This is a genomic window from Knoellia locipacati (assembly GCF_007992835.1).
GTDB lineage: Bacteria > Actinomycetota > Actinomycetes > Actinomycetales > Dermatophilaceae > Knoellia > Knoellia locipacati.
Genome location: NZ_BKBA01000008.1, coordinates 455,354 through 478,372, shown reverse-complemented (window position 1 = coordinate 478,372; position 23,019 = coordinate 455,354). Strand labels below are relative to the sequence as shown.

Below are 23,019 nucleotides of genomic sequence, written 5' to 3'. Positions count from 1 at the left end.
TGCTCCTCCGGGGCTTCCCCGCGGCGCCATCGTCGGCTCGCGGCTGAAAGGTCTGCGCTGGAGGCTATCTGCGTAAACGTTTTACATGAAGCCCGGAGCCGGACCATCTCTGCGGGCCGTCACCGCGACCGGGAGCGGACGGCGCGCCCGGTCACGGTGCCCGCGCAGGGCAGGATGGGCTGTGTGAAGCAGTTCCTCCTCGGTGCGGTCACCATGCTCGTGGCGCTCCTCGTCGCCGCCCTCGCCCTCGTCTGGTCGGTGGGCAGCCCGGGGTCCGGCGCCGACGTCGCCGTGCCCACGACGGCACCGACGACCCGGCCCACGGCACCGACCGACCTCGGCAAGGGTGAGACGTGGCTCGGTGACGTCCGGCTCACGAGCAGCCAGGTGGTCACCGGTGACGGCGGTCTCACGGACGTCACCGCGATCGGCTCCGGCGTGACGCTCACCGGCGACGGGCTGCGCGCCTCCCGCCTCGACATCGACGCCTCGCTCCCGTTCGCGACGGCAGCCTCGCAGATCGGCGGCGGGGTCACGCTCTTCGCCGCCGCCGACGGTCTCGCCGGGCTGCGGCGGCAGGTCAGCGTCCTCGGCCAGAACGTCGAGGTGCGGGCCACCGGTGTCGTCCGCGCCCAGGGCGGACAGCTCGTCATCGAGCCGCAGACGATCGACCTCGACGGTCCGGACTGGCTCGACTCTGCGGCCTCGTCGATCGTGCGACGCCTCGTCACCATCCGGCACACGATCGAGGGCGTCCCCCAGGGGATGGCCCTCACGTCGGTCTCGGTGCAGGCCAACGGTTTTCGCGCACACCTGCGTGGCGCCGAGGTCACCGTCTCGCCCTGAGGCCCGCCGGTGAGGCATCGCGCGCGCTGACGGCCCGTCAGTCGTCGAGCGAACGCGTGGCCCGGGCCTCCTCGGCGCGCGCGGCGAGGTCCGCGTCGGCCGGGTAGGTGACCTCCTCGAGCGAGAGGCCGTGGGCGGGCATGACCGTGACGCGCGGGTCGCGCGCCCTCGCGGTGAGGACGTCGAGCGGGAAGCCGACCGGCGCCCGGCCCAGCCCCACGGGCACGACGGAGCCGACGAGCGCACGAACCATGCTGTGGCAGAACGCATCCGCGACGACGGAGCCCTCGACGGTCCCGTCCGCCGCACGGCTCCACGAGTAGTCGAGCAGCGTCCGGACGGTCGTCGCACCCTCGCGCTTCTTGCAGAACGCCGCGAAGTCGTTGAGCCCCACGAGCCGGGTCGCGGCCTCGCCCATCGCGGCGACGTCGAGCTCGTCCTTGACGACGACGGTGTCGTGCCGCCGCAGCGGGTCGAGGCCGCCGATGCGGTCACAGATCCGGTAGAGGTAGCGCCGCTGCGTCGCCGAGAACCGTGCGTCGAAGCCCTCGGGTGCGCGGGACACCTCCCGCACGACGATGTCGGCAGGGAGGATGCCGGCCAGCCGGGTGCGCGCCGCGTCCTCCGGTGAGCGGGTGGACCGGCCCGGCACCGCGGCGTATGCCGTGGCGTCGACGTCCGCGTGGGCCACCTGGCCGCGCGCGTGGACCCCGGCATCCGTGCGCCCGGCCACGGTGAGCCGCACCGGTTCCGGCGACCGGAGCAACGTCGTCAGGGCGGCCGACAGCTCTCCCTCGACCGTGCGACGACCCGGCTGCGCGGCCCAGCCCGAGAAGCCGGTGCCGTCGTAGGCCAGGTCGATCCGCACCCGCAACAACGTCATGGCTCCGCAGCCTAGCCAGCCGGAGGGGCCGTCCCGCCGGCCCGGGTGCTCGGTGCCGGGCGCCTGGCGACCGCACCGCAGGGTGAGGCTCTCGAGGTGCCCTTGGCTCACGGGGCGAAGCACAGACACTCCTGCACCGAGCACCTTCGTTGCGCCCCGGCGGAAACCGCCCCCGCACCCGCCACGCGTGGCACGCTGCACGGGTGGACCTGCGCCCCTCCCGAGCCGCGATCAGCGCAGCCTTCTTCGTCCAGGGGCTGCTCTTCATCTCGCTCACACTGAGACTGCCGGTCGTGCGCGACCTCTTCGCGCTGTCCGAGCTCGCGCTCTCAGGGCTCATGCTCATGCTCGTGCTGCTCGCCGGCGTCGGCTCGGTCGTCGCCGAGCGCCTCGCCGCCCGCACGGACAGCGCCAGCACCCTCCGCCTCGCCCTGGTGCTCATCGCCCTCGGCTTCGTCGTCATCGGTGTGGGCGTCCGCGGCGAGGGCACGTTCGCGGCGTTCGTCGCGGGCGTGGCCTGCTACGGCCTGGGCCTGGGCGCCAACGACGCCGCGAGCAACATGCAGGCCGTCACCCTCGAGCACCGGCTCGGGCGCCCCGTGCTGCCGTCGTTCCATGCCGCCTGGACCGCCGGCGGCCTACTGGCCACGGGTCTGGCGTTCGTCCCGGTGTCGTTCCCCGTCATGGCCTGGCTGCTCGTGCTGGCCCCTCTCGCCGTGCTCGCCACGCCCCTCCTGCGGCGCGACGTCCCCAGCAGCACCACCCCGCCCTCGGTGCAGGAGCTCGGGCTGCCGTGGCGCCGGATCGCCCTCGTCGGCGTGGCGCTGGTGCTCTTCTACATGGTCGACACCGCTGCCACGGCGTGGGGTCCGACCTACCTCAGCAGCGACACCGTTTTCGACGACCCACCGACGAGCAGCGCGATGTTCGCGCTCGCCACGCTCCCCTACCTCGCGGCGACCCTGCTGGCCCGGCTCCTCGGCGACGGCCTCACCGCCCGCTTCGGCCCGACCGCGGTCGTGCGCGTCGGCGCCGTGCTCGCCTTCACCGGGCTCCTCGTCGTCGTGTTCGCACCGAGCTCGACGTGGCAGGTCGCCATCCTCGGGTTCTTCGTCGTCGGCCTCGGCGTCGCGGTCATCGCACCCCTCGCGTTCTCGGCCGCCGCCCGGATCGCGAGCGACGCGACCGACCCCGGCACCGGCGACGACGCAGCCCGACGGGCGAGGGTCGACGCCACCATCGCGCGCTTCAACCAGTTCAACTACCTCGGCGCGCTGCTCGGTGCCGTGCTCACCGGAGCAATCGGCGCGGGCAACCTGCGGATCGGGTATGCCGTGCCGCTCGTCCTCGTCCTGGCGCTCGTCCCGCTCGCCCGCCACTTCGCCGGCCCGGCGCGGCGGACGGCCACCCCGCACGAGAAGTCGCTCGCGTCCGACGCACCCGGTTCGTAGGCTCGACGGCATGGACCGCCCCGCCCTCACCGACGCCCTCAAGCAGCGCGACGTCGTGCTGCGCGCCTTCGTGGGCGCCGACGGTCGGCTCTCCTCGATCCCGACGCGGATCGCCAAGCGGCTCGTCGTGCTCGACCTCCTCGCCCAGGACTTCGCCCTGGGTGAGATCTATCCCGAGGCCTCCGTCAACGAGATCCTGCAGCGCCGCCACCCCGACCACGCGGCGTTGCGGCGCTACCTCGTCGAGGAAGGCTTCCTCGACCGGCGCGACGGGACCTACTGGCGCGCCGGAGGGACGGTCGCGCTCGACTGAGCCGCCGAGACCGCCTGCAGGGCGGCCTCCTGGGCGAGCGTCTCGGGGTCGGTGGGCACGCCGGCGGTGATGACCGTGCCGTCGGCACGCACGACCGGCGCCGGCTGGCGCGGCACGAGGTGCGTGAGCCGCGGCCCCTGCCCGTCGAGCTCGACCCGCACGGGCCCGTCGCCGCCGACGACGTGGCTCTCGCCGCGCACGCTCACCGTGGTCGGGTCGCCCTCGACCACCGTGAAGGTGATGGCGTCCTGCTCGAGCACGATGCGCAGCCGCGTCCCGTGCACCCGCAGCGGGAACGACAGGCGCGGCCAGGTGTCCGGCAGCCGCGGGTCGAAGGTGAGGCCCTTGCCGTGGTCGCGCATGCCGGCGAACCCGTAGACGAGCGCGTTCCACACCCCGCCGGCCGAGGCGATGTGCACCCCGTCGGCGGTGTTGCCGTGGAGGTCGGCGAGGTCGACGTAGAGCCCCGACAGGAAGTAGTGCATCGCGAGCTTGTGGTGCCCGACCTCGGCCGCGATGATCGACTGCACCACCGCGCTGAGCGAGGAGTCACCCGTCGTGATCGGGTCGTAGTACTCGAAGTTGCGCCGCTTCTCGTCGAGCGAGAACCGGTCGCCCTGGAGCAGCAGGGCGAGCACGACGTCGGCCTGCTTGAGCACCTGGAAGCGGTAGATGACGAGCGGGTGGTAGTTGAGCAGCAGCGGCCGCTTGTCCGCGGGAGTGCGCGAGAGGTCCCACAGCTCGCGGTCGAGGAAGTTCTCGTCCTGCGGGTGGATGCCCAGGCCCTCGTCGAACGGCACCGCCATGTGCGCGGCGCACTCCTCCCACTCCTGGACCTCCTCGTCCTGGAGGTTGAGCCGGGACCGCAGCCGCGCGTATGCCGTCGGGTCACCCTCGCGGATCTCGCGCACCGCCGCGGCCGCCCGCTCGAGGTTGAAGCGGGCCATGACGTTGGTGAAGAGGTTGTTGTTGACGACCGTCGTGTACTCGTCGGGTCCGGTGACCCCGTGGATGTGGAACGTGCGCCCACCGTCGACGCGCCAGAACCCGAGGTCGGCCCACATGCGGGCCGTCTCGACGAGGATCTCCGCACCGTCGCGGCGCAGGAAGTCCTCGTCACCGGTGGCGTCGGTGTAGCGCGCCACGGCATACGCCACGTCGGCGTCGATGTGGTACTGCGCGGTGCCGGCCGCGTAGTAGGCCGAGGCCTCGAGCCCGTTGATCGTGCGCCACGGGAAGAGGGCACCGCGCTGGGCGAGCTCGCGGGCACGGGCCCGGGCGTGGTCAAGCAGGTTGACCCGGAACCGCAGGAGGTTCTTGGCAGCCGTCGGGAACGTGTAGGCCAGGAACGGGACGACGTAGATCTCGGTGTCCCAGAAGTAGTGGCCCTCGTAGCCGCTGCCGCTCACACCCTTGGCCGCGACACCGAGCTGGTCGGCCCGGGCCGAGGCCTGCGCGATCTGGAAGAGGTTCCACCGCACGGCCTGCTGGACCTCGGGGTGGCCCTCGACCTCGACGTCGGCGTTGTCCCAGTACTTCTGCACCCAGTCGCGCTGCTGGTCGAGCTCGCGCGCGATGCCGTCACGGCGGACACGGTCGAGGGTGCGGCGGCACCGGTCGAAGAGCTCGCGCGCGGGCACGCCACGGGACGAGTGGTAGGCCACGGCCTTGGTGATCGTGATCGTCTCGCCCTCGGTGGCATCGACCCGGTAGACCTTCTTGCCGAGGTCGGGCTGCGTGTCGATGAGCTCCTCGACGACGTTGTCGGTCTCGATGGTGTGGTCGGCGCCGACGGCCAGCGTCATGCCCGACCGGGCGCACTTGTAGCCCAGGATCATCCGCCGATCGCTGTGCCAGTGGCCCTGCGGCTCGAGGACGCGCGAGCTGAACGAGCCGGCCTTGCGCGGGTCCCAGCCCTCCTTCTTGGCCATCGCCTCGCGGTCCTGGTACTCGTCCGCGCCGTCCTGGCGGTTGAGGACCTGGCTCGAGATGACGACCGGGGCGCTGCCACCGAGCATCGTCACCTTGATCGTCATGATGGCGAGGTGCCGCTCCGTGAACGAGATCATGCAGGTCGTGTCGACCTGGACGATCTTGCCCGACGGGGTGCGCCAGATGAGGTGCCGACGGAGCATCCCGTCGCGGAAGTCGACCGAGCGCTCGTACTCCATGAGGTCGGCCGTCGACAGGAGCAGCGGCTCGTCGTCGACGTAGAGCTTCATGACCTTGCTGTCGGGCACGTTGACGATCGTCTGCCCGGTGTGGGCGAACCCGTAGGCCTGCTCGGCGTGGTGGATGTCCCACGTCTCGTGGAAGCCGTTGACGAACGTCCCGTGCGTCGCCGAGGGACGGCCCTCGGGCGGGTTGCCCCGCATGCCGAGGTAGCCGTTGCCGATCGCGAAGAGGGTCTCGGTGAGACCGAGGTCGTCATCGCTCGGGAAGGCCTCGACGAGCCGCCACTCGTCCACCGGGAAGCGCTCGCGGTCGAGCGGGTCCGAGCCGTCGAAGTCGAGCCTCACGGAAGGAGCTCCTCGAGGTCGGTCACGACGACGTCCGCACCGGCGTCGGTGAGGCCCTCGGCACCGGCGCCACGGTCCACGCCGACGACGAGACCGAACTCCCCGTCGCGCCCGGCCTTGACACCCGAGGTGGCGTCCTCGAGGACGACCGCCCGGTCCTTGTCGACGCCGAGCTGCTCGGCCGCGTGCAGGAATGTCGCGGGCGATGGCTTGCCGGCGAGCCCGAGCTCGGCCGCGACAGCGCCCGAGACGACCACGGGGAAGCGGTCGGCGATCCCGGCTGCCTCGAGCACCGCAGGTGCGTTCTTGGACGACGAGACCACGGCCATCTTCGTGCCGCGCTCGGCGAGGGCGTCGAGCAGCCGCAGCGAGCCGGCATACGCCTCCACGCCGTCACGCGCGAGGACCGCGTTGAACGCGTCGTTCTTGCGGTTGCCCAGCCCACTCACCGTCTCGGCCTCGGGGCCGTCCGACGGGTCCCCCTCGGGCAGGTCGATGCCGCGCGACGTGAGGAACGCGCGCACGCCGTCGTAGCGCGGCCGACCGTCGACGTGGTCGAAGTAGTCCTGGTCGGTGTAGGGCTGCGAGACGCCCTTGGACGACAGGTAGGCGTTGAACATCTCGTCCCAGGCCCGCATGTGCACCTCCGCCGTCGGCGTCAGTACCCCGTCGAGGTCGAAAAGGGCAGCGTCGTAGGCGTTCCAGTCCATGCCGCCAGCCTACGGAGCCATGGCCCCAACCGACGAACCGGCAGCCCACGGCCCCGCGGCGGACGGCATACGACAGGGCCGGTCACCCCCCGCGGGAAGTGACCGGCCCTGTGCGTATGCCGTGGTGCAGCAGGTCAGGCGTCGTCGCCCTCGGCCTGCTTGGCCTCGCCACCGGCCGGCTCGAAGCCGGCAGCCTTGGCGTCGTCGGCCGAGGCGAACCAGAACTCGGCCTCGGTCTGGTCGTACCACTGCGAACCCTCGACGTGGTACTTGCCGGAGTCGGCGTTGCCCTTGACCGAGTAGCCCTCGGGAGCGGAGCCGTCCTCGTTCGCGGCGACAGCGCCCTTGGGGAGCTCGACCACGGCAGCAGCCTCGGTCGCCTCGGCGGCCGGAGCCTCCGAGGTCTCGGCCTCAGCGGCCTTGGACTCCTTGACGGCGCGCTTGGTCGCGCCCTCGGCCTCCTTGACGGTGGCCTTCTTGGCGACGGGCTCGCGGACGAGCTCGATGACCGCCATGGGGGCGTTGTCGCCCTTGCGGGCGCCGATCTTCGTGATGCGGGTGTAGCCACCCTGGCGCTCGGCCATGTCGGGGGCGACCTCGACGAAGAGGCGGTGCACGACGCCCTTGTCACGGACGACCGTCATGACCCGGCGACGGGCGTGCAGGTCGCCGCGCTTGGCGAACGTGATGAGGCGCTCGGCGAGGGGGCGAAGGCGCTTGGCCTTGGACTCCGTCGTCGTGATCGAGTCGTGCTCGAACAGCGAGGTCACGAGGTTGGCCAGGATGAGCCGCTCGTGAGCCGGGCCGCCTCCGAGACGGGGACCCTTGGTGGGGGTAGGCATGTCATTACTCCTTGATGTGGGTCAGCGTCAGAGCTGCTCGTCCTCGGCGAACGACGCGTCCTCGGCGTCGTCGGCGTCGGAGAAGCTGAACTCGTCGTCGTAGGAAGCGATCTGGCTCGGGTCGAAGCCGGCGGGGCTGTCCTTGAGCGCCAGGCCCATGCCGTGGAGCTTGGCCTTGACCTCGTCGATGGACTTCTGACCGAAGTTGCGGATGTCGAGCAGGTCCGCCTCGCTGCGACCGACGAGCTCACCCACGGTGTGGATGCCCTCGCGCTTGAGGCAGTTGTAGGAACGGACCGTGAGGTCGAGGTCCTCGATCGGCAGGGCGAGGTCCGCGGCGAGCGCGGCGTCCGTCGGCGACGGGCCCATGTCGATGCCCTCGGCCTCGACGTTGAGCTCACGGGCGAGGCCGAAGAGCTCGACGAGGGTCTTGCCGGCGGAGGCGAGCGCGTCACGCGGGGAGACGGCCTGCTTGGTCTCGACGTCGAGGACGAGGCTGTTGAAGTCGGTGCGCTGCTCGACTCGGGTCAGCTCGACCTTGTAGGTGACGTTGAGGACCGGGCTGTAGATGGAGTCGACCGGGATGCGGCCGATCTCCTGGTCACCGGACTTGTTCTGGGCGGCGGAGACGTAGCCGCGGCCGCGCTCGACGGTCAGCTCCATCTCGATGCTGCCCTTGTCGTTGAGCGTCGCGATGTGCAGGTCGGGGTTGATGACCTCGACACCGGCCGGGGGCGCGATGTCCGCGGCGGTGACGGCGCCCGCACCCTGCTTGCGCAGGTACATGACGACCGGCTCGTCGTGCTCCGAGGAGACGACGAGGCCCTTGATGTTGAGGATGATCTCGGTGACGTCTTCCTTGACCCCGGGGATCGTGGAGAACTCGTGGAGCACGCCGTCGATGCGGATGCTCGTGACCGCGGCACCCGGGATGCTCGAGAGCAGGGTGCGACGCAGGCTGTTGCCGAGCGTGTAGCCGAAGCCGGGCTCCAGGGGCTCGATGACGAACCGGCTCCGGTTCTCGGAGATGACGTCCTCGGAGAGGAGTGGACGCTGTGCGATGAGCACGGTGATGTTCCTTCCCACGGGCGACCGCTATATGACGCCTCGTGAAACTGCCGGGTGGACCCGGCCGCCCGGGCCACCTCTGTCTGTGACCGGGACACGCATGCGGTATGCCGGGTGCGCACCTTCGTGCGTCCGGCTCCGACCTATTGCCCGTGTGGGACAACTCGCTGACGCTCGTCGTCCCGCACGGGCAATACGTCGGTGGTGCTCAGTTCTTCGAGTAGAACTCGACGATGAGCTGCTCGGTGAGGATCGAGTCGATCTGCGCCCGCACGGGGAGCGAGTGGATCAGGATCTGCAGCGAGCCCGGGACGACCTGGATCCAGGCCGGGGTCGGGCGGTCACCGAAGGTCTCGCGAGCGAGCTGGATCGGCAGCTTCTCCGTCGACTGCTTGCGCACGGTGATGATGTCGTACTGCTCGACGCGGTAGGACGGGACGTCGACGCGCTTGCCGTTGACCTCGAAGTGGCCGTGCGTGACGAGCTGACGCGCCGCACGACGGGTGCGGGCGAGGCCCGCGCGGTAGATGACGTTGTCGAGTCGCGACTCGAGGATCGTCAGGATGTTCTCACCGGTCTTGCCGGGGCGGTTCGCCGCTTCCTTGTAGTAGCGGCGGAACTGCTTCTCCATGACGCCGTAGGTGAAGCGGGCCTTCTGCTTCTCCTGCAGCTGGGTGAGGTACTCCTTCTCCTGCATCCGGCGACGGCCGTGCTGGCCGGGCGGGAAGGGACGCAGGTCGAAGTTCTTGTCGCCGCCGACGAGGTCGACCTTGAGGCGACGCGACTTCTTGGTGATGGGGCCGGTGTAACGAGCCATGTTCTAGTTCTCTTTTCCGTCTTCTCAGGCGCTCAGACGCGGCGGCGCTTGGGCGGGCGGACACCGTTGTGCGGCGAGGGCGTGACGTCCTGGATCGAACCGACCTCGAGACCGGCAGCGGTCAGCGAGCGGATCGCGGTCTCGCGGCCGGAGCCGGGACCCTTGACGAAGACGTCGACCTTGCGCATGCCGTGGTCCATGGCGCGACGGGCAGCAGCCTCAGCGGCGGTCTGCGCGGCGAACGGGGTGGACTTGCGCGAGCCCTTGAAGCCGACCTGGCCGGCCGAGGCCCAGCTGATGACGGCACCGGTGGGGTCGGTGATCGAGATGATCGTGTTGTTGAACGTCGACTTGATGTGGGCCTGGCCCACGGCGATGTTCTTCTTCTCCTTGCGGCGCACCTTCTTGGCGCCGGTCAAACGGCCCTTGGGAGGCATTACTTACCAACCTTCTTCTTGCCGGCGACGGTGCGCTTCGGACCCTTGCGGGTGCGCGCGTTGGTCTTGGTCCGCTGACCGCGAACGGGCAGGCCCGAGCGGTGACGACGACCCTCGTACGAGCCGATCTCGACCTTGCGGCGGATGTCGGCCTGGACCTCACGGCGGAGGTCACCCTCGACCTTGAGGTTCTCGTCGATCCAGTCGCGCAGGGCGACGAGGTCGGCGTCGGTCAGGTCCTTGACGCGGGTGTTGGCGTCGACGCCGGTGGCGGCGAGAGCCTTCTGCGAGCTGGAGCGGCCCACACCGAAGATGTAGGTCAGTGCGATCTCGACGCGCTTCTCGCGCGGGAGGTCGACTCCTTGGAGACGTGCCATCGTGTGATGGTTCCTGTTCTGTGTTTCCGGAGGTCTGGTGCAACGCCGGTCCGGGCTTGCTCCACGGTCGTGGTTCCCGGTCCTCGGCCTCCGGGCCGAGGGTGACGTCCCCTGCTCACCTCTTCAGGTGACGGTCAGGGGGGTCGGGCGCTGCGTTCTCATCATGAATGTGCGTGTGCTCGAAGCCGTGCCTCGTGCAGGTGCTGCGTCCACAAGGACGGAGCTGGTGATCTGGTCAGCCCTGGCGCTGCTTGTGGCGCGGGTTCTCGCAGATGACCATGACCCGACCGTTGCGGCGGATCACCTTGCACTTGTCACAGATCTTCTTGACGCTCGGCTGAACCTTCATTGCCTCTGCTGTCTTTGTCGATCGTCCTGACGCGACGGTGGCCGCGCCCGGTGGTGCTGGGTGGTGCTGGTGGAGCGTGCTGCTGCTGGGACGCGAGCGCCCGTCAGCGGTAGCGGAAGACGATGCGGCCTCGGGTCAGGTCGTAGGGGCTGAGCTCCACCACCACGCGGTCCTCGGGGAGGATCCGGATGTAGTGCTGACGCATCTTGCCCGAGATGTGCGCGAGCACCTTGTGCCCGTTGGTGAGCTCCACGCGGAACATCGCGTTGGGGAGCGCCTCAACGATGGTGCCCTCGATCTCGATGACGCCGTCCTTCTTGGCCATACCCTCTCAATCCTTTGCTGGTCCCACCCTGGGTGCGGCACGAGGGCCACCAGTGAAACCATGGGAGTGTGGTCGCGCATGCGTGAGCACACGAGACCGACGCTCCATCCTACGGGAGCCCGCGCTGAGCACGAAATCGACGCCGGGGCCCTCAGACCAAGGTCGTATGCCGTTCGAGACGCCCGGTCGATGCCGCGTCCAGCCCGCTCGGGGAGACTCCACCCATGACCGTGCGCATCGCCGCCGTGGGCAACCCCGGCCACCTCCAGGACCAGCAGTCGCTCGCCCAGGCCCGGGCCCTGTCGAGGCAGGGTGCCCCCGACCTCGAGTGGCAGCCCCTCACCGCGGGCGAGCCCGGGGCGGAGAGCCTCGAGGGCTACGACGGGGTCTGGCTCATGGCGTGGCCGCAGGACCTCGCGACCGAGGGCGCGCGCCGGGCGGCGTGGCAGGCACACGCCGCGGGTGTCCCGGTCCTCGTCTCCCCCACCGAGCCGCCCGCGCTGTTCGTCGGGCAGGCGCGGGAGCGGGCGGCATACCGGCTCCGCAGCGAGCAGCGCGCGGCCGAGGCCGCGAGGATCGAGGCGTCCGAGCGGGAGCCGCGGACCTACGTCTCGCAGATGCGCGGGCCGCGCCACCGCTGGTGGCGGCCGCTCGTCGCGCTCGCCGTCGCCGCAGGGACGTGGGTGGTCGGAGCCTTGGTCGTGTCCCTGCCCGCCCTCCTCGTCGTCGAGTCCGAGGAGGAGATGGGCAACCCGCTCAACCCGTGGGCGTCGGTCTCGCTCAACCTCGTGCTCGCTCTGCTCGTCCCGGCGACGCTGCTCGGCCTGTGGGTGGGGTTCCGCCGCAGCCCGTGGCGGGTGCTGTCGGTGACCGGGCGGCTGCGGTGGGGCTGGCTCGGGTGGTGCCTGCTCGTCGTGACGCCGCTGTGGGCGGCCTACCTCGCGGTGACGTGGTTCGTCTTCGACCAGGATGTGCTCGACCGGCCCGAGCACTGGGTCGCGCTGCTCGTCATCACCCTCGTCACCACTCCGCTGCAGGCGGCCGGCGAGGAGATCGCCTTCCGCGGCGGGCTCGTGCAGGGCGTGGGGGCGTGGTTCCACTCACCGGTCGTCGCGCTCGTCGTCACCACGGTGCTGTCGACGGCGTTCTTCGCCGCAGCCCACGGGTCGGCCGACGTCTGGGTCGTCATCGAGCTCGGGTCGCTGGCGGCCGCCGGCTGCTGGCTCGTCTGGCGCACCGGAGGGCTCGAGGCGGTCATCGTGCTGCACGTCGTCAACAACGTCCTCATCATGGTCACCGGCATCCTGCTCGGTGGTCTCGAGGAGTCCTACGTCGACGGCTCCACGCAGGGGTCACCCGTGTCGGCGGGGATGAACGTCGTGGCCACCGTGGTCGTCACGGCGGTCCTGCTGCGACTGGCGAGGCGACGCGGCATCGCCCCGGCCGGCTGGGCCACCCCCGCGACCGGCTGACCCGACCCCGACTCCTCCGCGACTGATTGCCCCAGGCCGAGGGCGCCTCGCTGGCACCCGCCCCTCGGCGTGGGGCCATCAGTTGGAGGAGTGGCCAAAGGCGTCGAGGATCTTCGCGGCGCCGTCGACGGCGCTGAGCTCGCCGGAGCGCACCGCCGCCTCGATCCGCGCCCGATGCTCGCGCACCGCGGGCGCCGAACGGACGGCGTCCTCGAGGTGGGCGTCGACCAGGGCCCACATCCAGTCCTGCTGCTGCCGGGCCCGCCGGGCCTCCAGCGAGCCCTCCGACTCGAGGTGCGCGCGGTGCTCGAGCACGGCCTCCCACACCTCGTCGAGACCCGCGCCCGTCTGGGCCGAGCAGGTGAGCACCGGCGGCCGGCGGACGTCCTTGCCGGGGAGCATGAGCCGCATCGCGGCGGTGAGGTCCTTGGCCGCCGAGCGGGCCGGCACCTCGCCGTCGCCGTCGGCCTTGTTGACCGCGATGACGTCGGCGAGCTCGAGGATGCCGCGCTTGATGCCCTGCAGCTGGTCACCGGCTCGCGCCAGGGTGAGCAGCAGGAACGTGTCCACCATCTCGGAGACGGCGATCTCGTTCTGCCCGACACCGACGGTCTCGACGATGACGACGTCGTGGCCCGCGGCCTCGAGGACGAGCATCGACTCGCGGGTGGCACGGGCCACTCCCCCGAGGTGGCGTCCGCTGGGGCTCGGCCGCACGAACGCCGAGTCGCTCGCGCTGAGGTCGCCCATCCGGGTGCGGTCACCGAGGATCGACCCGCCGGTGCGCCGCGAGCTGGGGTCGACCGCGACGACGGCGACCCGGTGCCCGGCCTCGATGAGCCGCAGGCCCATCGAGTTGATGAAGGTCGACTTCCCGGCCCCGGGCACGCCTGAGATCCCCACCCGCACGGCCGAACCGGTGTATGCCGTGAGCTCGGTGAGCAGGGCGGCCGCCCGCTCGCGGTGGTCGGGTCGCGAGGACTCCACGAGCGTGATCGCGCGCGCGATCGCGGCACGGTCACCCGCGCGGAGGCCGTCGAACAGCTCGTCGGTCACGCGCCACCCGTGGCGTCGGCGGGGGCCCCACTGGCGTGCAGCCGCGCGCGCAGGTCCCCGATGAGGGAGATGGCCGCGGTCGCGATGACGGTGCCGGGGGGATAGATCGCGTCGGCTCCGGCGGCCCGCAGGTCGTCGAAGTCCTGCGTCGGGATGACGCCGCCGACGACGATCATGAGGTCGTCGCGACCGAGCGCGTCGAGCTCCCTGCGCAAGGCCGGCACGAGGGTGAGGTGACCCGCGGCGAGCGAGGAGACGCCGACGACGTGCACGTCGGACTCGACGGCCTGGCGCGCGACCTCGGTCGGCGTCTGGAACAGCGGGCCCACGTCGACGTCGAAGCCGAGGTCGGCGAACGCGGTGGCGATGACCTTCTGGCCGCGGTCGTGACCGTCCTGGCCCATCTTGGCGACGAGGATGCGGGGTCGACGGCCCTCGGCCTCCTCGAACTCCTCGACGAGGTCCTGCGCCTTGCGCACGTTGGCGTCGGAGCCGGCCTCGTCGGAGTACACACCGCCGATCGTACGGATCTGCGCGGTGTAGCGCCCGAACGCCTCCTCCATCGCCTGCGACATCTCACCGACGGTCGCCTTGGCCCGGGCGGCGTCGATGGCGAGCGCGAGCAGGTTGGTGTCGAGCGAGCCGTCGGAGCCACCCTTGGCCGCCGCCGTGAGCCGGGCGAGGGCCTCGCGGCACTCGTCGTCGTCGCGCTCGGCGCGCAGCCGCTCGAGCTTGGCGATCTGGCTGGCCCGCACGGCGGCGTTGTCGACCTTGAGCACCTCGATGGGCTCGTCGACGTCGGGGACGTAGCGGTTGACGCCGATGACGGGCTGCTGGCCGGAGTCGATGCGCGCCTGGGTGCGGGCGGCCGCCTCCTCGATGCGCATCTTGGGGATGCCCGCCTCGATGGCCTTGGCCATGCCGCCCGCCGCCTCGACCTCCTCGATGTGGGCCCAGGCCCGCTCGGCGATGTCGTGGGTGAGGCGCTCGACGTAGGCCGAGCCGGCCCACGGGTCGATGGTCCGGGTCGTGCCCGACTCCTGCTGGATGACGAGCTGGGTGTTGCGCGCAATGCGGGCGCTGAAGTCGGTCGGCAGCGCGATCGCCTCGTCGAGGGCGTTGGTGTGCAGGCTCTGCGTGTGGCCCTGCGTCGCCGCCATCGCCTCGATGCAGGTGCGCACGACGTTGTTGAAGACGTCCTGCGCAGTGAGCGACCAGCCGCTGGTCTGGCAGTGGGTGCGCAGGCTGAGCGACTTGGGGTTCTTGGCGCCCTGCTGCTCGACGAGCCGCGCCCAGAGCAGGCGGGCGGCCCGCATCTTGGCGACCTCCATGAAGAAGTTCATGCCGATGGCCCAGAAGAACGACAGCCGCGGCGCGAACCGGTCGACGTCGAGCCCGACGGCCTTGCCCGCGCGGAGGTACTCGACCCCGTCGGCGAGCGTGTAGGCGAGCTCGAGGTCCTGCGTCGCCCCGGCCTCCTGCATGTGGTAGCCCGAGATCGAGATCGAGTTGAACCGCGGCATTGTCGAAGAGGTGAACGCGAAGATGTCGCTGATGATCCGCATCGACGGCTCGGGCGGGTAGATGTAGGTGTTGCGGACCATGAACTCCTTGAGGATGTCGTTCTGGATGGTCCCCGAGAGCAGCTCCGGCGCGACGCCCTGTTCCTCGGCCGCGACGACGAAGAGCGCGAGGATCGGGATGACCGCGCCGTTCATCGTCATGGACACCGACATCTGGTCGAGCGGGATGCCGTCGAAGAGCGTGCGCATGTCGTAGATGGAGTCGATCGCGACACCCGCCATGCCGACGTCGCCCTCGACGCGCGGGTGGTCGCTGTCGTAGCCGCGGTGGGTGGCAAGGTCGAAGGCGACGCTCAGCCCCTTCTGCCCCGCGGCGAGGTTGCGCCGGTAGAACGCGTTGGACTCCTCGGCCGTCGAGAACCCGGCGTACTGGCGGATCGTCCACGGTTGGTTGACGTACATCGTCGGGTACGGGCCGCGCAGGAACGGCGGGGCGCCGGGGATCGTCTCGAGGAAGTCGAGGCCCTCGAGGTCGGCCTCCGTGTAGAGCGGCAGCACCTCGATCTGCTCGGGCGTGGTCCACGTCTGGCTGCCGGCGTGCAGGTCCGGCGGCTCGGCGCCGGCGGCCGGGCGGCCGTCACCGAGGTCGACCTGGCTGAAGTCGGGGATGGTGCTCATGCGGGGTCCTCGCGAAGTATCTGGGGGAGCGAAGCGGCGCGGGTCCCACGCTCTGCGTGGGAGGAACTTCGTGGGGTGCTCATGCGGGGGCTCCCGTCTCGTCGAGGAGGGCGGAGAGGAAGGCGACCACGTCCATGTCCTTGGCGACGCCCGCGTAGCCCGTGTCGGTGGTGGCGAGGACGGCGTCGGACTCCGCGTCGGCCTCGACGGCGGAGATGCCCGCCACGGTGAGGAGGTTCACCGCGTCGATCCGGCGGTCGGCGGCGCGGGGGACGTCGAGGGTCGCCACGGCGACGCGCGGCGCGTGTCCGTGCTCGGTCGCGTATGCCGTGGAGCGGTCCCGGAGCGCCTCGAAGACGGCCGAGTCGCGCTGTGGCACAAGGGCGCTCGCCTGGACGGGGAGCTCTCGGCGTGGTGCGCGCTCGAGCGGCTTCTCGCCGGCGAGCGGGAAGGTGCTCACGCCGGTGATCGGCTGGGCCCGCGTGGCGAGTGCGGCGTCGCGCTCGGCCCGTCCGGCTGAGATGCGCTGTGCGACAGCACCGTTCGCGAGGGCCTCGGCCATCCCACCGGCCCGTTCGATCTCCTGGAACACCGACCAGGCGGCGGTCGCCACCTCGTCGGTGAGGGCCTCGACGGCCCATGCCCCGCCGGCGGGGTCGGTCACCCGGGCGACGTTGGACTCCTCGGCGAGCAGGATCTGGGTGTTGCGCGCGACGCGGCGCGAGAACGGCGTCGACAGCCCGGACACCGTGTCGAACGGCAGGACCGTGATCGCGTCGGCGCCGCCGAGGCTCGCGCCGAAGGTCGCGAGCGTGCTGCGCAGGATGTTGGTCCAGGCGTCGTCCCGGGTGAACATGCGACCGGAGGTCACGGCGTGCGTGAACGCACCCCGCGAGCGCTCGGGGACGTCGAGCGTCTCGCCGATGCGGGCCCAGGCCCGGCGCAGGGCGCGCAGGGCGGCGGCGGTGAGGAACTGGTCGGCGCTCGCGCTCACCCGGAACTCGATGTGCCGGAACGCCTCGACGACGTCGACGCCCTCGGACTCGAGGTGGCGCAGGTAGGCGACGCCCGTCGCGAGCGCGAACGCGACCTCGTCGGGCACGGTGGCCCCGGCGTCCGCGTGAGCGCGGGTGTCGACGGTGATCGCCCGCACCTCCCCGTGGTCGTGCAGTCGCGCCACCGCGTCGGCGAGCGGCGAGAGGTCGGCGGTCGCTCCGGTCCGTGCCGCGGCACCGAGCGGGTCGTGGCCCAGGTTGCCGGAGCTGGCACGCGAACCGGAGAGGACGGCATACAGCGCCTCCGCGGCAGCGGCCTGCTCGTCCCACGACGAGACGACGACCGGTGCGAGGTCGAGGCGGACGTCCGCGAGCGCCTCGGCGACGTCACCGGGGGCGAGCCCGTCGGTGCCGACGTGGAGCCAGACGGAGGTGACGCCGTTCTCGAGGTCGGCGAGGACGGCCTTGCGCGTGGCGGCGGCATCCGGGTCGTCGTGGACCTGCCGGACGTCCCACGGGACATCGGCGTCGCGTAGCGCCCGGCCGCGGGTGAACGGCATGGCACCGGGGACCCCGAGCGGGGCAGGGTCGGCAGGCCGGGTGTAGAGCGGCTCGACCTCGATCCCACCGGCGAGGTGGCTGCGCATCGACGCGACGGCCTCGTCGGCACCGAGGTGCTGCCCCTCCGGACGCCCCTTGTTGACCACGGCCGCGGCGAGGTCTCGCCACTGCGCCTGCGTGCGCTCCGGGAAGTGTGCCGCCAGCGTCATCGCCGCGGGCCGCTTCGGGGCCACCGTCATCCACCGCTCCTCTTGGCTTGTCCGTGCGGTCCGCACCTGCATCGGGAGGTCTGCGGACCTCTCGTCACCCTACCGGCGGGCCCTCGTGCGCCAGACGAGAGTTTGCGCACACAAGAGCGCCCGAACGGCTGGCGCACTTTGCCATGGTCCACCAGCATGGAGGCCGGTGGCGGCTGCACCTGGCAGCCGCTCGAGACGACCCAGGAGCACCCATGTCACGCGTCCTCGTGACCCAGTTCAGCATCTCGCTCGACGGCTTCGCCACGGGCGAGACCCAGACCCTGGAGGAGCCGTTCGGTCACGCCGGCCACCGTCTGCACCACTGGGTGTTCAAGGACGAGCCGGGTGGCGAGCGAGTGTCGACCGGCGTCGACGCCGCCATGGGCGCCATCGGCTGGGACGGCTCGGTCGGCGCCGAGATCATGGGTCGGCGCAAGTTCTGGCCCTACCCCGGCGAGTGGACCGACCCGGACTGGCAGGGCTGGTGGGGTCCGAACCCGCCGTTCCACACCCCCGTCTTCGTGCTGACCCACCACCCGCACGAGACGCTCGAGATGGAGGGCGGCACGACGTTCCACTTCATCGACGCCTCACCCGAGGAGGCGGTGGCGCGCGCGAAGGAGGCCGCCGGCGGCAAGGACGTGCGGATCGGTGGCGGCGCCACGACGGTGCGCCAGTTCGTGCGTGCCGGTCTCGTCGACGTCCTGCACGTCGTCGTCGTGCCGATCGTGCTCGGGCGCGGGGAGTCGCTGTGGGAGGGCCTCGAGGGGGTGGAGTCGCAGTTCGACGTCGAGTCCGTCTCCTCCCCCGCCTCCGGCGTGACCCACCTGACCTTCACGCGCCGGGCCGACTGATGGGACGCCTGCGCTACGGGATGCTCGTCTCCCTCGACGGCTACGCGCGTGACGCGTCCGGCTCGTTCGACTGGGCCACCCCCGACGACGAGCTCCACGGCTTCGTCAACGACCAGGAGCGCGACGTCCGGACCCTCGTCTACGGGCGTGGCATGTGGGAGACCATGCGCTGGTGGCAGGACTCCCCCGCGGACGACGAGCCGGGCGCGGCTCCCGAGCACCACGACTTCGCCGCGATGTGGAGGGCGGCCGACAAGGTCGTCGTCTCCACCACCCTCGACCCGCCGACCGAGCCGCGCACGCAGCTGTGGCCGACGCTCGACCTCGACCGCCTCGCCGCGCTGGTCCGGGACAGCCCCACCGACGTGAGCATCGGCGGCCCGACCCTCGCCGCACACGCACTGAGGGCCGGGCTCGTCGACGAGGTCACCGCCTACGTCGTGCCGCACGTCGCCGGCGGCGGGCTGCCGTGGCTGCCCACCGGTGTCACGACGGGGCTGGCGCTGCGCGAGCAGCGGACCTTCGGCACCGGCGCGGTCGCGCTCGTCTACGACGTGGCGCGCACGTGAGGGGTTCGGTCAGGCGAGCGGGGCGTACGTCGCGCCGAGCTCGCGCAGCTTCGCCTCGCCGCCGTCGACGGCGGTGAGGACCCACAGCCCCCGCGACGTCGCGGCCACGGTGTTCTCCCAGTGGCTGGCACGGGAGCCGTCGTTGGTGACGACCGTCCAGTCGTCCTCGAGGACGCGGTTGGCCTCGTCGCCGAGCGTGACCATCGGCTCGATCGCCACGGTCGTCGCGTCGACGACGATCGGGCCCTTGCCACTCACGCGGTAGTTCGGCACCTGCGGGTCCATGTGCATCGAGGTGCCGATGCCGTGACCGACGTAGTCCTCGACGATGCCGTACTCACGTCCACGCCGCTCCCCCGCCTGGGTGAGGCTGTCCTCGACGGCCGCGCCCACGGCATACAGGCTCGTGCCGACCGCCAGGGCGGCGATCCCGGCCCACATCGAGGCCTCGGTGTCGTCGATGAGCTCGAGGTCCTCGGGGCGCCCGGCCTCGCGACCGCCGACGATGACGGAGATCGCCGCGTCGCCGTGCCAGCCCTCGACGATCGCGCCGCAGTCGATCGAGAGCAGGTCGCCCTCCTCGAGCACGCGCGACCCCGGGATGCCGTGGACGACCTCGTCGTTGACCGAGGTGCAGAGGGTGCCGGTGAAGCCGTGGTAGCCCAGGAAGCTCGGGGTCCCGCCACCGTCGCGGATGTGCGCCTCGGCGAGCGCGTCGAGCTCCTTGGTCGTCATGCCGGGCCGCACCGACGAGCGCATGAGGTCGAGGGTCTGCCCGACGAGGAGGCCGGCGGCGCGCATGAGCACCACCTGCTCGTGGGTCTTGGCCTCGATGCGCTCACGTCCGAACAGTCCCATGCACGGCAGCCTACGGCGACGCCTCCCGCTCTCCCGAATCGTGGGGAGCGGGAGGCGTCGGTGGGAGTCAGGAGCCGGCGGGAGCCTCGGCGAGGTCGCCGACCTTGGCGGCGAGCGCCTCGAGCATCGCGGTGAGCTCTCCGGTCGCCTCCGCGCCGGCGTCCACGACGGAGCCGTCGACGGTGAGCTGCTCGGGGAAGCTCAGCCCGAGGTCGCCCACGACGTCGGCGTGGACGTGGGTGAGGACCTTGGCGAGGTCGGCGCGGGCGTCGGCGGCACCGGTCCAGCCGTAGCCGACGATGCCGATCGGCTTGCTGTCCCACTCGGCGAAGAGGTAGTCGACGGCGTTCTTGATCGGCGCGGGGAAGCTGCGGTTGTACTGCGGGGTCACGACGACGATGGCGTCGGACTCGAAGATCGCGCTGGCCCACGCCTGCGTGTGCGGCTTGGCGTAGTTGCCGTTCTTGGGCATGTCCTCCTCGTCGAAGAACGGCAGGTCGATCTCGGCGAGGTCGAGGACGGTGACCTGCCACTGCTCGGGGTCGGCCTGCTGGCTCACCCAGGAGGTGACCTTGTCGCCGATGCGGCCGGGGCGGGTACTGGACACGATGATGCTGAGATTGTTCACAGTTCAACGAACAGGGTATGCCGTGCGCCCATTCCCGATTCCGGCCGCCGGTTCGTCCGGGCCGGCTCGTCCTCCCCGACCTAGGCTCGGGACGTGCCTGCCCAAGACCCCACCCTGCTGCGCGCCCTCGACGGCGCCCGACGCCACGTGCTCGACCAGCTCGAAGGGCTCGACGACGAGGCCCTGCGGCGCCCCGTCCTCCCCTCCGGCTGGACCTGCCTGGGCCTGGTCCGGCACCTCACGCTCTCGGACGAGCGCTACTGGTTCGAGGTCGTCGTCGCCGGCGGCCCACTCGACTGGTGGCCCGAGGGCGAGCGCGGCGACTGGCGCGTGGGGGCCGACGAGTCGGCGCAGGACGTCGTCGCGGCCTACCGGTCGGCCATCGCCGCGTCCGACCGGATCCTGGCCGGGGTCTCGCTCGAGGCGGCACCGCTGCGGCGCGAGCCGGAGTGGCCGCCCGAGCGCTTCGCCGACGTCCGCAGTGTCGTCCAGCACGTCGTCGTCGAGACGGCGACGCACGCCGGTCAGCTCGACGTGGTGCGCGAGCTCCTCGACGGGCGCCAGTACATCGTCCTCTGACGACCCGGCCACGCCGCGGTCGTCCGAGCGCGCTCCTCCCCCGCGGTTGTCGCCGGGATCCTGCGACGTCGGGGCCACAGGTCGCCCCGAGGACGCGAGATGGCCCCGACAACGAGGTGTCGGGGCCATCTCACGCGGTGCGCACGGGTGCGCGGCGCTCAGCTCAGAGCGGTGATGATCCGCTCGGTGACCTCGTCCATCGCGCCGAGGCCGTCGACCTCGACGAGGAGGCCACGCTCGGCGTAGACCTCGACGAGCGGGGCCGTCTCGCGGCGGTAGATCGCCTGACGCTCGCGGATGACGTCCTCGGTGTCGTCGGCGCGGCCCTCGGTCTCGGCCCGCTTGAGGAGCCGGGAGACCACGGCGTCCTCGTCGACGGTGAGCGCGAGGACCTTGTCGAGTCCGTGGTCGTGCTTGCCGAGCATCCAGTCGAGCGCGGTGACCTGACCCGTGGTGCGGGGGTAGCCGTCGAGGAGGAAGCCCTCACGGGCGTCGTCCTCGTTGAGCCGGTCCTCGACGATCGCGTTGGTGATGTCGTCGGAGACGTAGCCGCCCGAGGCGGTGATCTCCTGGACCTGCTTGCCCAGCTCGGTGCCGTTCTTGATGTTGGCCCGGAAGATGTCTCCGGTGGAGATCGCCGGGATCCCGAAGTGCTCGGCGATGCGGGCGGCCTGCGTGCCCTTGCCGGCTCCGGGAGGCCCGAGGATGATGAGGCGCCTGCCCTGAGAAGTCATTACTTGAGGAACCCTTCGTAGTGACGCTGCTGCAGCTGGGACTCGATCTGCTTCACGGTCTCGAGACCGACGCCCACGATGATGAGGATCGAGGTGCCACCGAACGGGAAGTTCTGGTTGGCGCCGACGAGCACGAGGGCGATGAGCGGGATGATCGAGATCAGCGCGAGGTAGATCGCACCCGGGACGGTGATGCGGGTGAGGACGTACTGCAGGTACTCCGCCGTGGGTCGCCCGGCACGGATACCCGGGATGAAGCCGCCGTACTTCTTCATGTTGTCGGCGACTTCGGTGGGGTTGAACGTGATCGACACGTAGAAGAACGTGAAGAAGAGGATGAGCGCGATGTAGGTCAGCGCGTACTCCCAGGTGTCGCCACCGGCGAAGTTCGCGTCGATCCACTGGACCCAGCCGGCGCTCGAGCCGTCGGCCTTGCGGTTGAACTGCGCGAGCAGCGTCGGCAGCGCGAGCAGCGAGCTCGCGAAGATCACCGGGATGACACCGGCCATGTTGACCTTGAGCGGGATGTAGGTCGACGTGCCGCCGTAGACACGACGGCCGACCATGCGCTTGGCGTACTGCACCGGGATGCGGCGCTGGCTCTGCTCGACGTAGACGACGAGCGCGATGATGACGAACCCCATGAGGATGATCCCCAGGAAGATGTCCCAGCGACCCTCCTTCTGCTGGATGGCCCACAGGGCGCCCGGGAAGGTCGCGGCGATGGACGTGAAGATGAGGATCGACATGCCGTTGCCGACACCCTTGTCGGTGACGAGCTCACCAAGCCACATGACGAGGCCGGTGCCGGCCGTCATCGTGAGCACCATGATGAGGATCGTGACGATCGAGTCGTCCGTGAGGATGTTGGTGCACGCCGGGTTCGCAAACAGCTGCGAGGGGTTCTGCGCGAAGGTGATGAACGTGGCCGACTGGAGGACGGCCAGCGCGATCGTGAGGTAGCGCGTGTACTGCGTCATCTTCGACTGCCCGGCCTGACCCTCCTTCTTGAGGGCCTCGAACTTCGGGATGACCACCGTGAGCAGCTGGATGATGATGCTCGCGGTGATGTAGGGCATGATCCCGAGCGCGAAGATGGACAGCTGGAGCAGGGCTCCACCGCTGAACAGGTTCGCGAGACCCAGGAGGTCGTTGGCGTCGCCTGCACCCTTTTGGCAGGCCTGGATGAGCGAGTAGCTCACTCCGGGCGTCGGCACGTGGGCGCCGAGCCGGTAGACCGCGATGATCGCGAGGGTGAACAGGATCTTCCTGCGCAGGTCGGGCGTCTTGAACGCGCGGCCGAAGGCGGTGAGCACAGGTCCTCCAGGTGGGCGGC

24 protein-coding genes are annotated in these 23,019 nt (G+C 70.8%); 7 read left to right on the top strand and 17 right to left on the bottom strand.

The window, feature by feature from the left end; genetic code table 11:
• Positions 1–183 precede the first annotated feature (183 nt).
• Positions 184–846: an LmeA family phospholipid-binding protein gene (locus KLO01_RS10545; RefSeq protein WP_147064811.1), complete on the top strand. Its 663-nt coding sequence runs from the start codon at positions 184–186 to the stop codon at positions 844–846.
• 37 nt (positions 847–883) lie between these two features.
• Here the strand turns inward: KLO01_RS10545 and truA are convergent, their stop codons facing one another.
• Complete coding sequence (truA, locus tag KLO01_RS10540; RefSeq protein ID WP_147064809.1) at positions 884–1,729, bottom strand: tRNA pseudouridine(38-40) synthase TruA; 846 nt, start codon at positions 1,727–1,729, stop codon at positions 884–886.
• 149 nt (positions 1,730–1,878) lie between these two features.
• Between truA and KLO01_RS10535 the strand changes: the two genes are divergently transcribed.
• A complete protein-coding gene (locus KLO01_RS10535; protein ID WP_345119082.1) occupies positions 1,879–3,180 on the top strand; it encodes an MFS transporter in 1,302 nt (433 codons plus the stop codon).
• A 10-nt stretch (positions 3,181–3,190) separates the two neighbouring features.
• Positions 3,191–3,493 (top strand): DUF2087 domain-containing protein, encoded by a 303-nt coding sequence (locus KLO01_RS10530; RefSeq protein ID WP_147064805.1) that lies wholly within the window; start codon positions 3,191–3,193, stop codon positions 3,491–3,493.
• Here the strand turns inward: KLO01_RS10530 and KLO01_RS10525 are convergent.
• The 9 genes from KLO01_RS10525 to infA form a co-directional block, all read right to left on the bottom strand.
• Positions 3,457–6,012, bottom strand: coding sequence for a glycoside hydrolase family 65 protein (locus KLO01_RS10525; RefSeq protein WP_147064803.1), 2,556 nt, complete (start codon positions 6,010–6,012; stop codon positions 3,457–3,459). The two genes, KLO01_RS10530 and KLO01_RS10525, sit on opposite strands and share 37 nt — an antisense overlap.
• Positions 6,009–6,722, bottom strand: coding sequence for an HAD family hydrolase (locus KLO01_RS10520; protein ID WP_147064801.1), 714 nt, complete (start codon positions 6,720–6,722; stop codon positions 6,009–6,011). Before KLO01_RS10520 ends, KLO01_RS10525 begins: the two co-directional genes overlap by 4 nt.
• A gap of 134 nt (positions 6,723–6,856) precedes the next feature.
• Entirely contained in the window at positions 6,857–7,564 is a 708-nt protein-coding gene (gene rplQ, locus KLO01_RS10515; RefSeq protein WP_147064799.1) for a 50S ribosomal protein L17, sunset domain variant, read from the bottom strand.
• Positions 7,565–7,591: 27 nt separating this feature from the next.
• A complete protein-coding gene (locus KLO01_RS10510) occupies positions 7,592–8,632 on the bottom strand; it encodes a DNA-directed RNA polymerase subunit alpha (RefSeq protein ID WP_035947003.1) in 1,041 nt (346 codons plus the stop codon).
• A gap of 208 nt (positions 8,633–8,840) precedes the next feature.
• Positions 8,841–9,449: a 30S ribosomal protein S4 gene (gene rpsD / locus KLO01_RS10505; protein WP_147064797.1), complete on the bottom strand. Its 609-nt coding sequence runs from the start codon at positions 9,447–9,449 to the stop codon at positions 8,841–8,843.
• 32 nt (positions 9,450–9,481) lie between these two features.
• Complete coding sequence (gene rpsK, locus KLO01_RS10500) at positions 9,482–9,886, bottom strand: 30S ribosomal protein S11 (protein WP_147064796.1); 405 nt, start codon at positions 9,884–9,886, stop codon at positions 9,482–9,484.
• Positions 9,886–10,263 (bottom strand): 30S ribosomal protein S13, encoded by a 378-nt coding sequence (gene rpsM / locus KLO01_RS10495; RefSeq protein WP_147064793.1) that lies wholly within the window; start codon positions 10,261–10,263, stop codon positions 9,886–9,888. The genes rpsK and rpsM overlap by 1 nt, the downstream gene beginning before the upstream one ends.
• A 235-nt stretch (positions 10,264–10,498) precedes the next feature.
• Positions 10,499–10,612, bottom strand: coding sequence for a 50S ribosomal protein L36 (rpmJ, locus tag KLO01_RS10490; RefSeq protein WP_009775928.1), 114 nt, complete (start codon positions 10,610–10,612; stop codon positions 10,499–10,501).
• Between the two features lie 103 nt (positions 10,613–10,715).
• Entirely contained in the window at positions 10,716–10,937 is a 222-nt protein-coding gene (infA, locus tag KLO01_RS10485; protein ID WP_006946284.1) for a translation initiation factor IF-1, read from the bottom strand.
• A 224-nt stretch (positions 10,938–11,161) separates the two neighbouring features.
• Between infA and KLO01_RS10480 the strand changes: the two genes are divergently transcribed.
• Positions 11,162–12,409, top strand: coding sequence for a CPBP family intramembrane glutamic endopeptidase (locus KLO01_RS10480; protein ID WP_147064791.1), 1,248 nt, complete (start codon positions 11,162–11,164; stop codon positions 12,407–12,409).
• A gap of 78 nt (positions 12,410–12,487) precedes the next feature.
• Here KLO01_RS10480 and meaB read toward each other — a convergent pair whose 3' ends face one another.
• The 3 genes from meaB to KLO01_RS10465 form a co-directional block, all read right to left on the bottom strand.
• A complete protein-coding gene (gene meaB, locus KLO01_RS10475; RefSeq protein WP_147064789.1) occupies positions 12,488–13,465 on the bottom strand; it encodes a methylmalonyl Co-A mutase-associated GTPase MeaB in 978 nt (325 codons plus the stop codon).
• On the bottom strand, positions 13,462–15,666 hold the full coding sequence (gene scpA / locus KLO01_RS10470; protein WP_147064787.1) for a methylmalonyl-CoA mutase: 2,205 nt from the start codon (positions 15,664–15,666) through the stop codon (positions 13,462–13,464). Before scpA ends, meaB begins: the two co-directional genes overlap by 4 nt.
• Before the next feature lie 79 nt (positions 15,667–15,745).
• On the bottom strand, positions 15,746–17,461 hold the full coding sequence (locus tag KLO01_RS10465; RefSeq protein WP_147064785.1) for a methylmalonyl-CoA mutase subunit beta: 1,716 nt from the start codon (positions 17,459–17,461) through the stop codon (positions 15,746–15,748).
• A gap of 212 nt (positions 17,462–17,673) precedes the next feature.
• Here KLO01_RS10465 and KLO01_RS10460 point away from each other — a divergent pair, with 212 nt between their 5' ends.
• Positions 17,674–18,315, top strand: coding sequence for a dihydrofolate reductase family protein (locus KLO01_RS10460; RefSeq protein ID WP_147064783.1), 642 nt, complete (start codon positions 17,674–17,676; stop codon positions 18,313–18,315).
• Complete coding sequence (locus tag KLO01_RS10455; protein WP_147064781.1) at positions 18,315–18,884, top strand: dihydrofolate reductase family protein; 570 nt, start codon at positions 18,315–18,317, stop codon at positions 18,882–18,884. The genes KLO01_RS10460 and KLO01_RS10455 overlap by 1 nt, the downstream gene beginning before the upstream one ends.
• A 9-nt stretch (positions 18,885–18,893) precedes the next feature.
• Here KLO01_RS10455 and map read toward each other — a convergent pair whose 3' ends face one another.
• Complete coding sequence (gene map / locus KLO01_RS10450; RefSeq protein ID WP_147064779.1) at positions 18,894–19,742, bottom strand: type I methionyl aminopeptidase; 849 nt, start codon at positions 19,740–19,742, stop codon at positions 18,894–18,896.
• A 67-nt stretch (positions 19,743–19,809) separates the two neighbouring features.
• Complete coding sequence (locus tag KLO01_RS10445; RefSeq protein ID WP_147064777.1) at positions 19,810–20,349, bottom strand: NADPH-dependent FMN reductase; 540 nt, start codon at positions 20,347–20,349, stop codon at positions 19,810–19,812.
• 114 nt (positions 20,350–20,463) lie between these two features.
• On the opposite strand from KLO01_RS10445, the gene KLO01_RS10440 reads away from it, so the two are divergent.
• The gene (locus KLO01_RS10440) at positions 20,464–20,949 is read left to right on the top strand and encodes a DinB family protein (RefSeq protein ID WP_147064775.1); all 486 of its coding nucleotides are present in this window, start codon (positions 20,464–20,466) and stop codon (positions 20,947–20,949) included.
• 158 nt (positions 20,950–21,107) lie between these two features.
• Here KLO01_RS10440 and KLO01_RS10435 read toward each other — a convergent pair whose 3' ends face one another.
• Positions 21,108–21,683 (bottom strand): adenylate kinase, encoded by a 576-nt coding sequence (locus KLO01_RS10435; protein ID WP_147064773.1) that lies wholly within the window; start codon positions 21,681–21,683, stop codon positions 21,108–21,110.
• The gene (gene secY, locus KLO01_RS10430) at positions 21,683–22,999 is read right to left on the bottom strand and encodes a preprotein translocase subunit SecY (RefSeq protein ID WP_147064770.1); all 1,317 of its coding nucleotides are present in this window, start codon (positions 22,997–22,999) and stop codon (positions 21,683–21,685) included. The genes KLO01_RS10435 and secY overlap by 1 nt, the downstream gene beginning before the upstream one ends.
• Between the last annotated feature and the right edge of the window lie 20 nt (positions 23,000–23,019).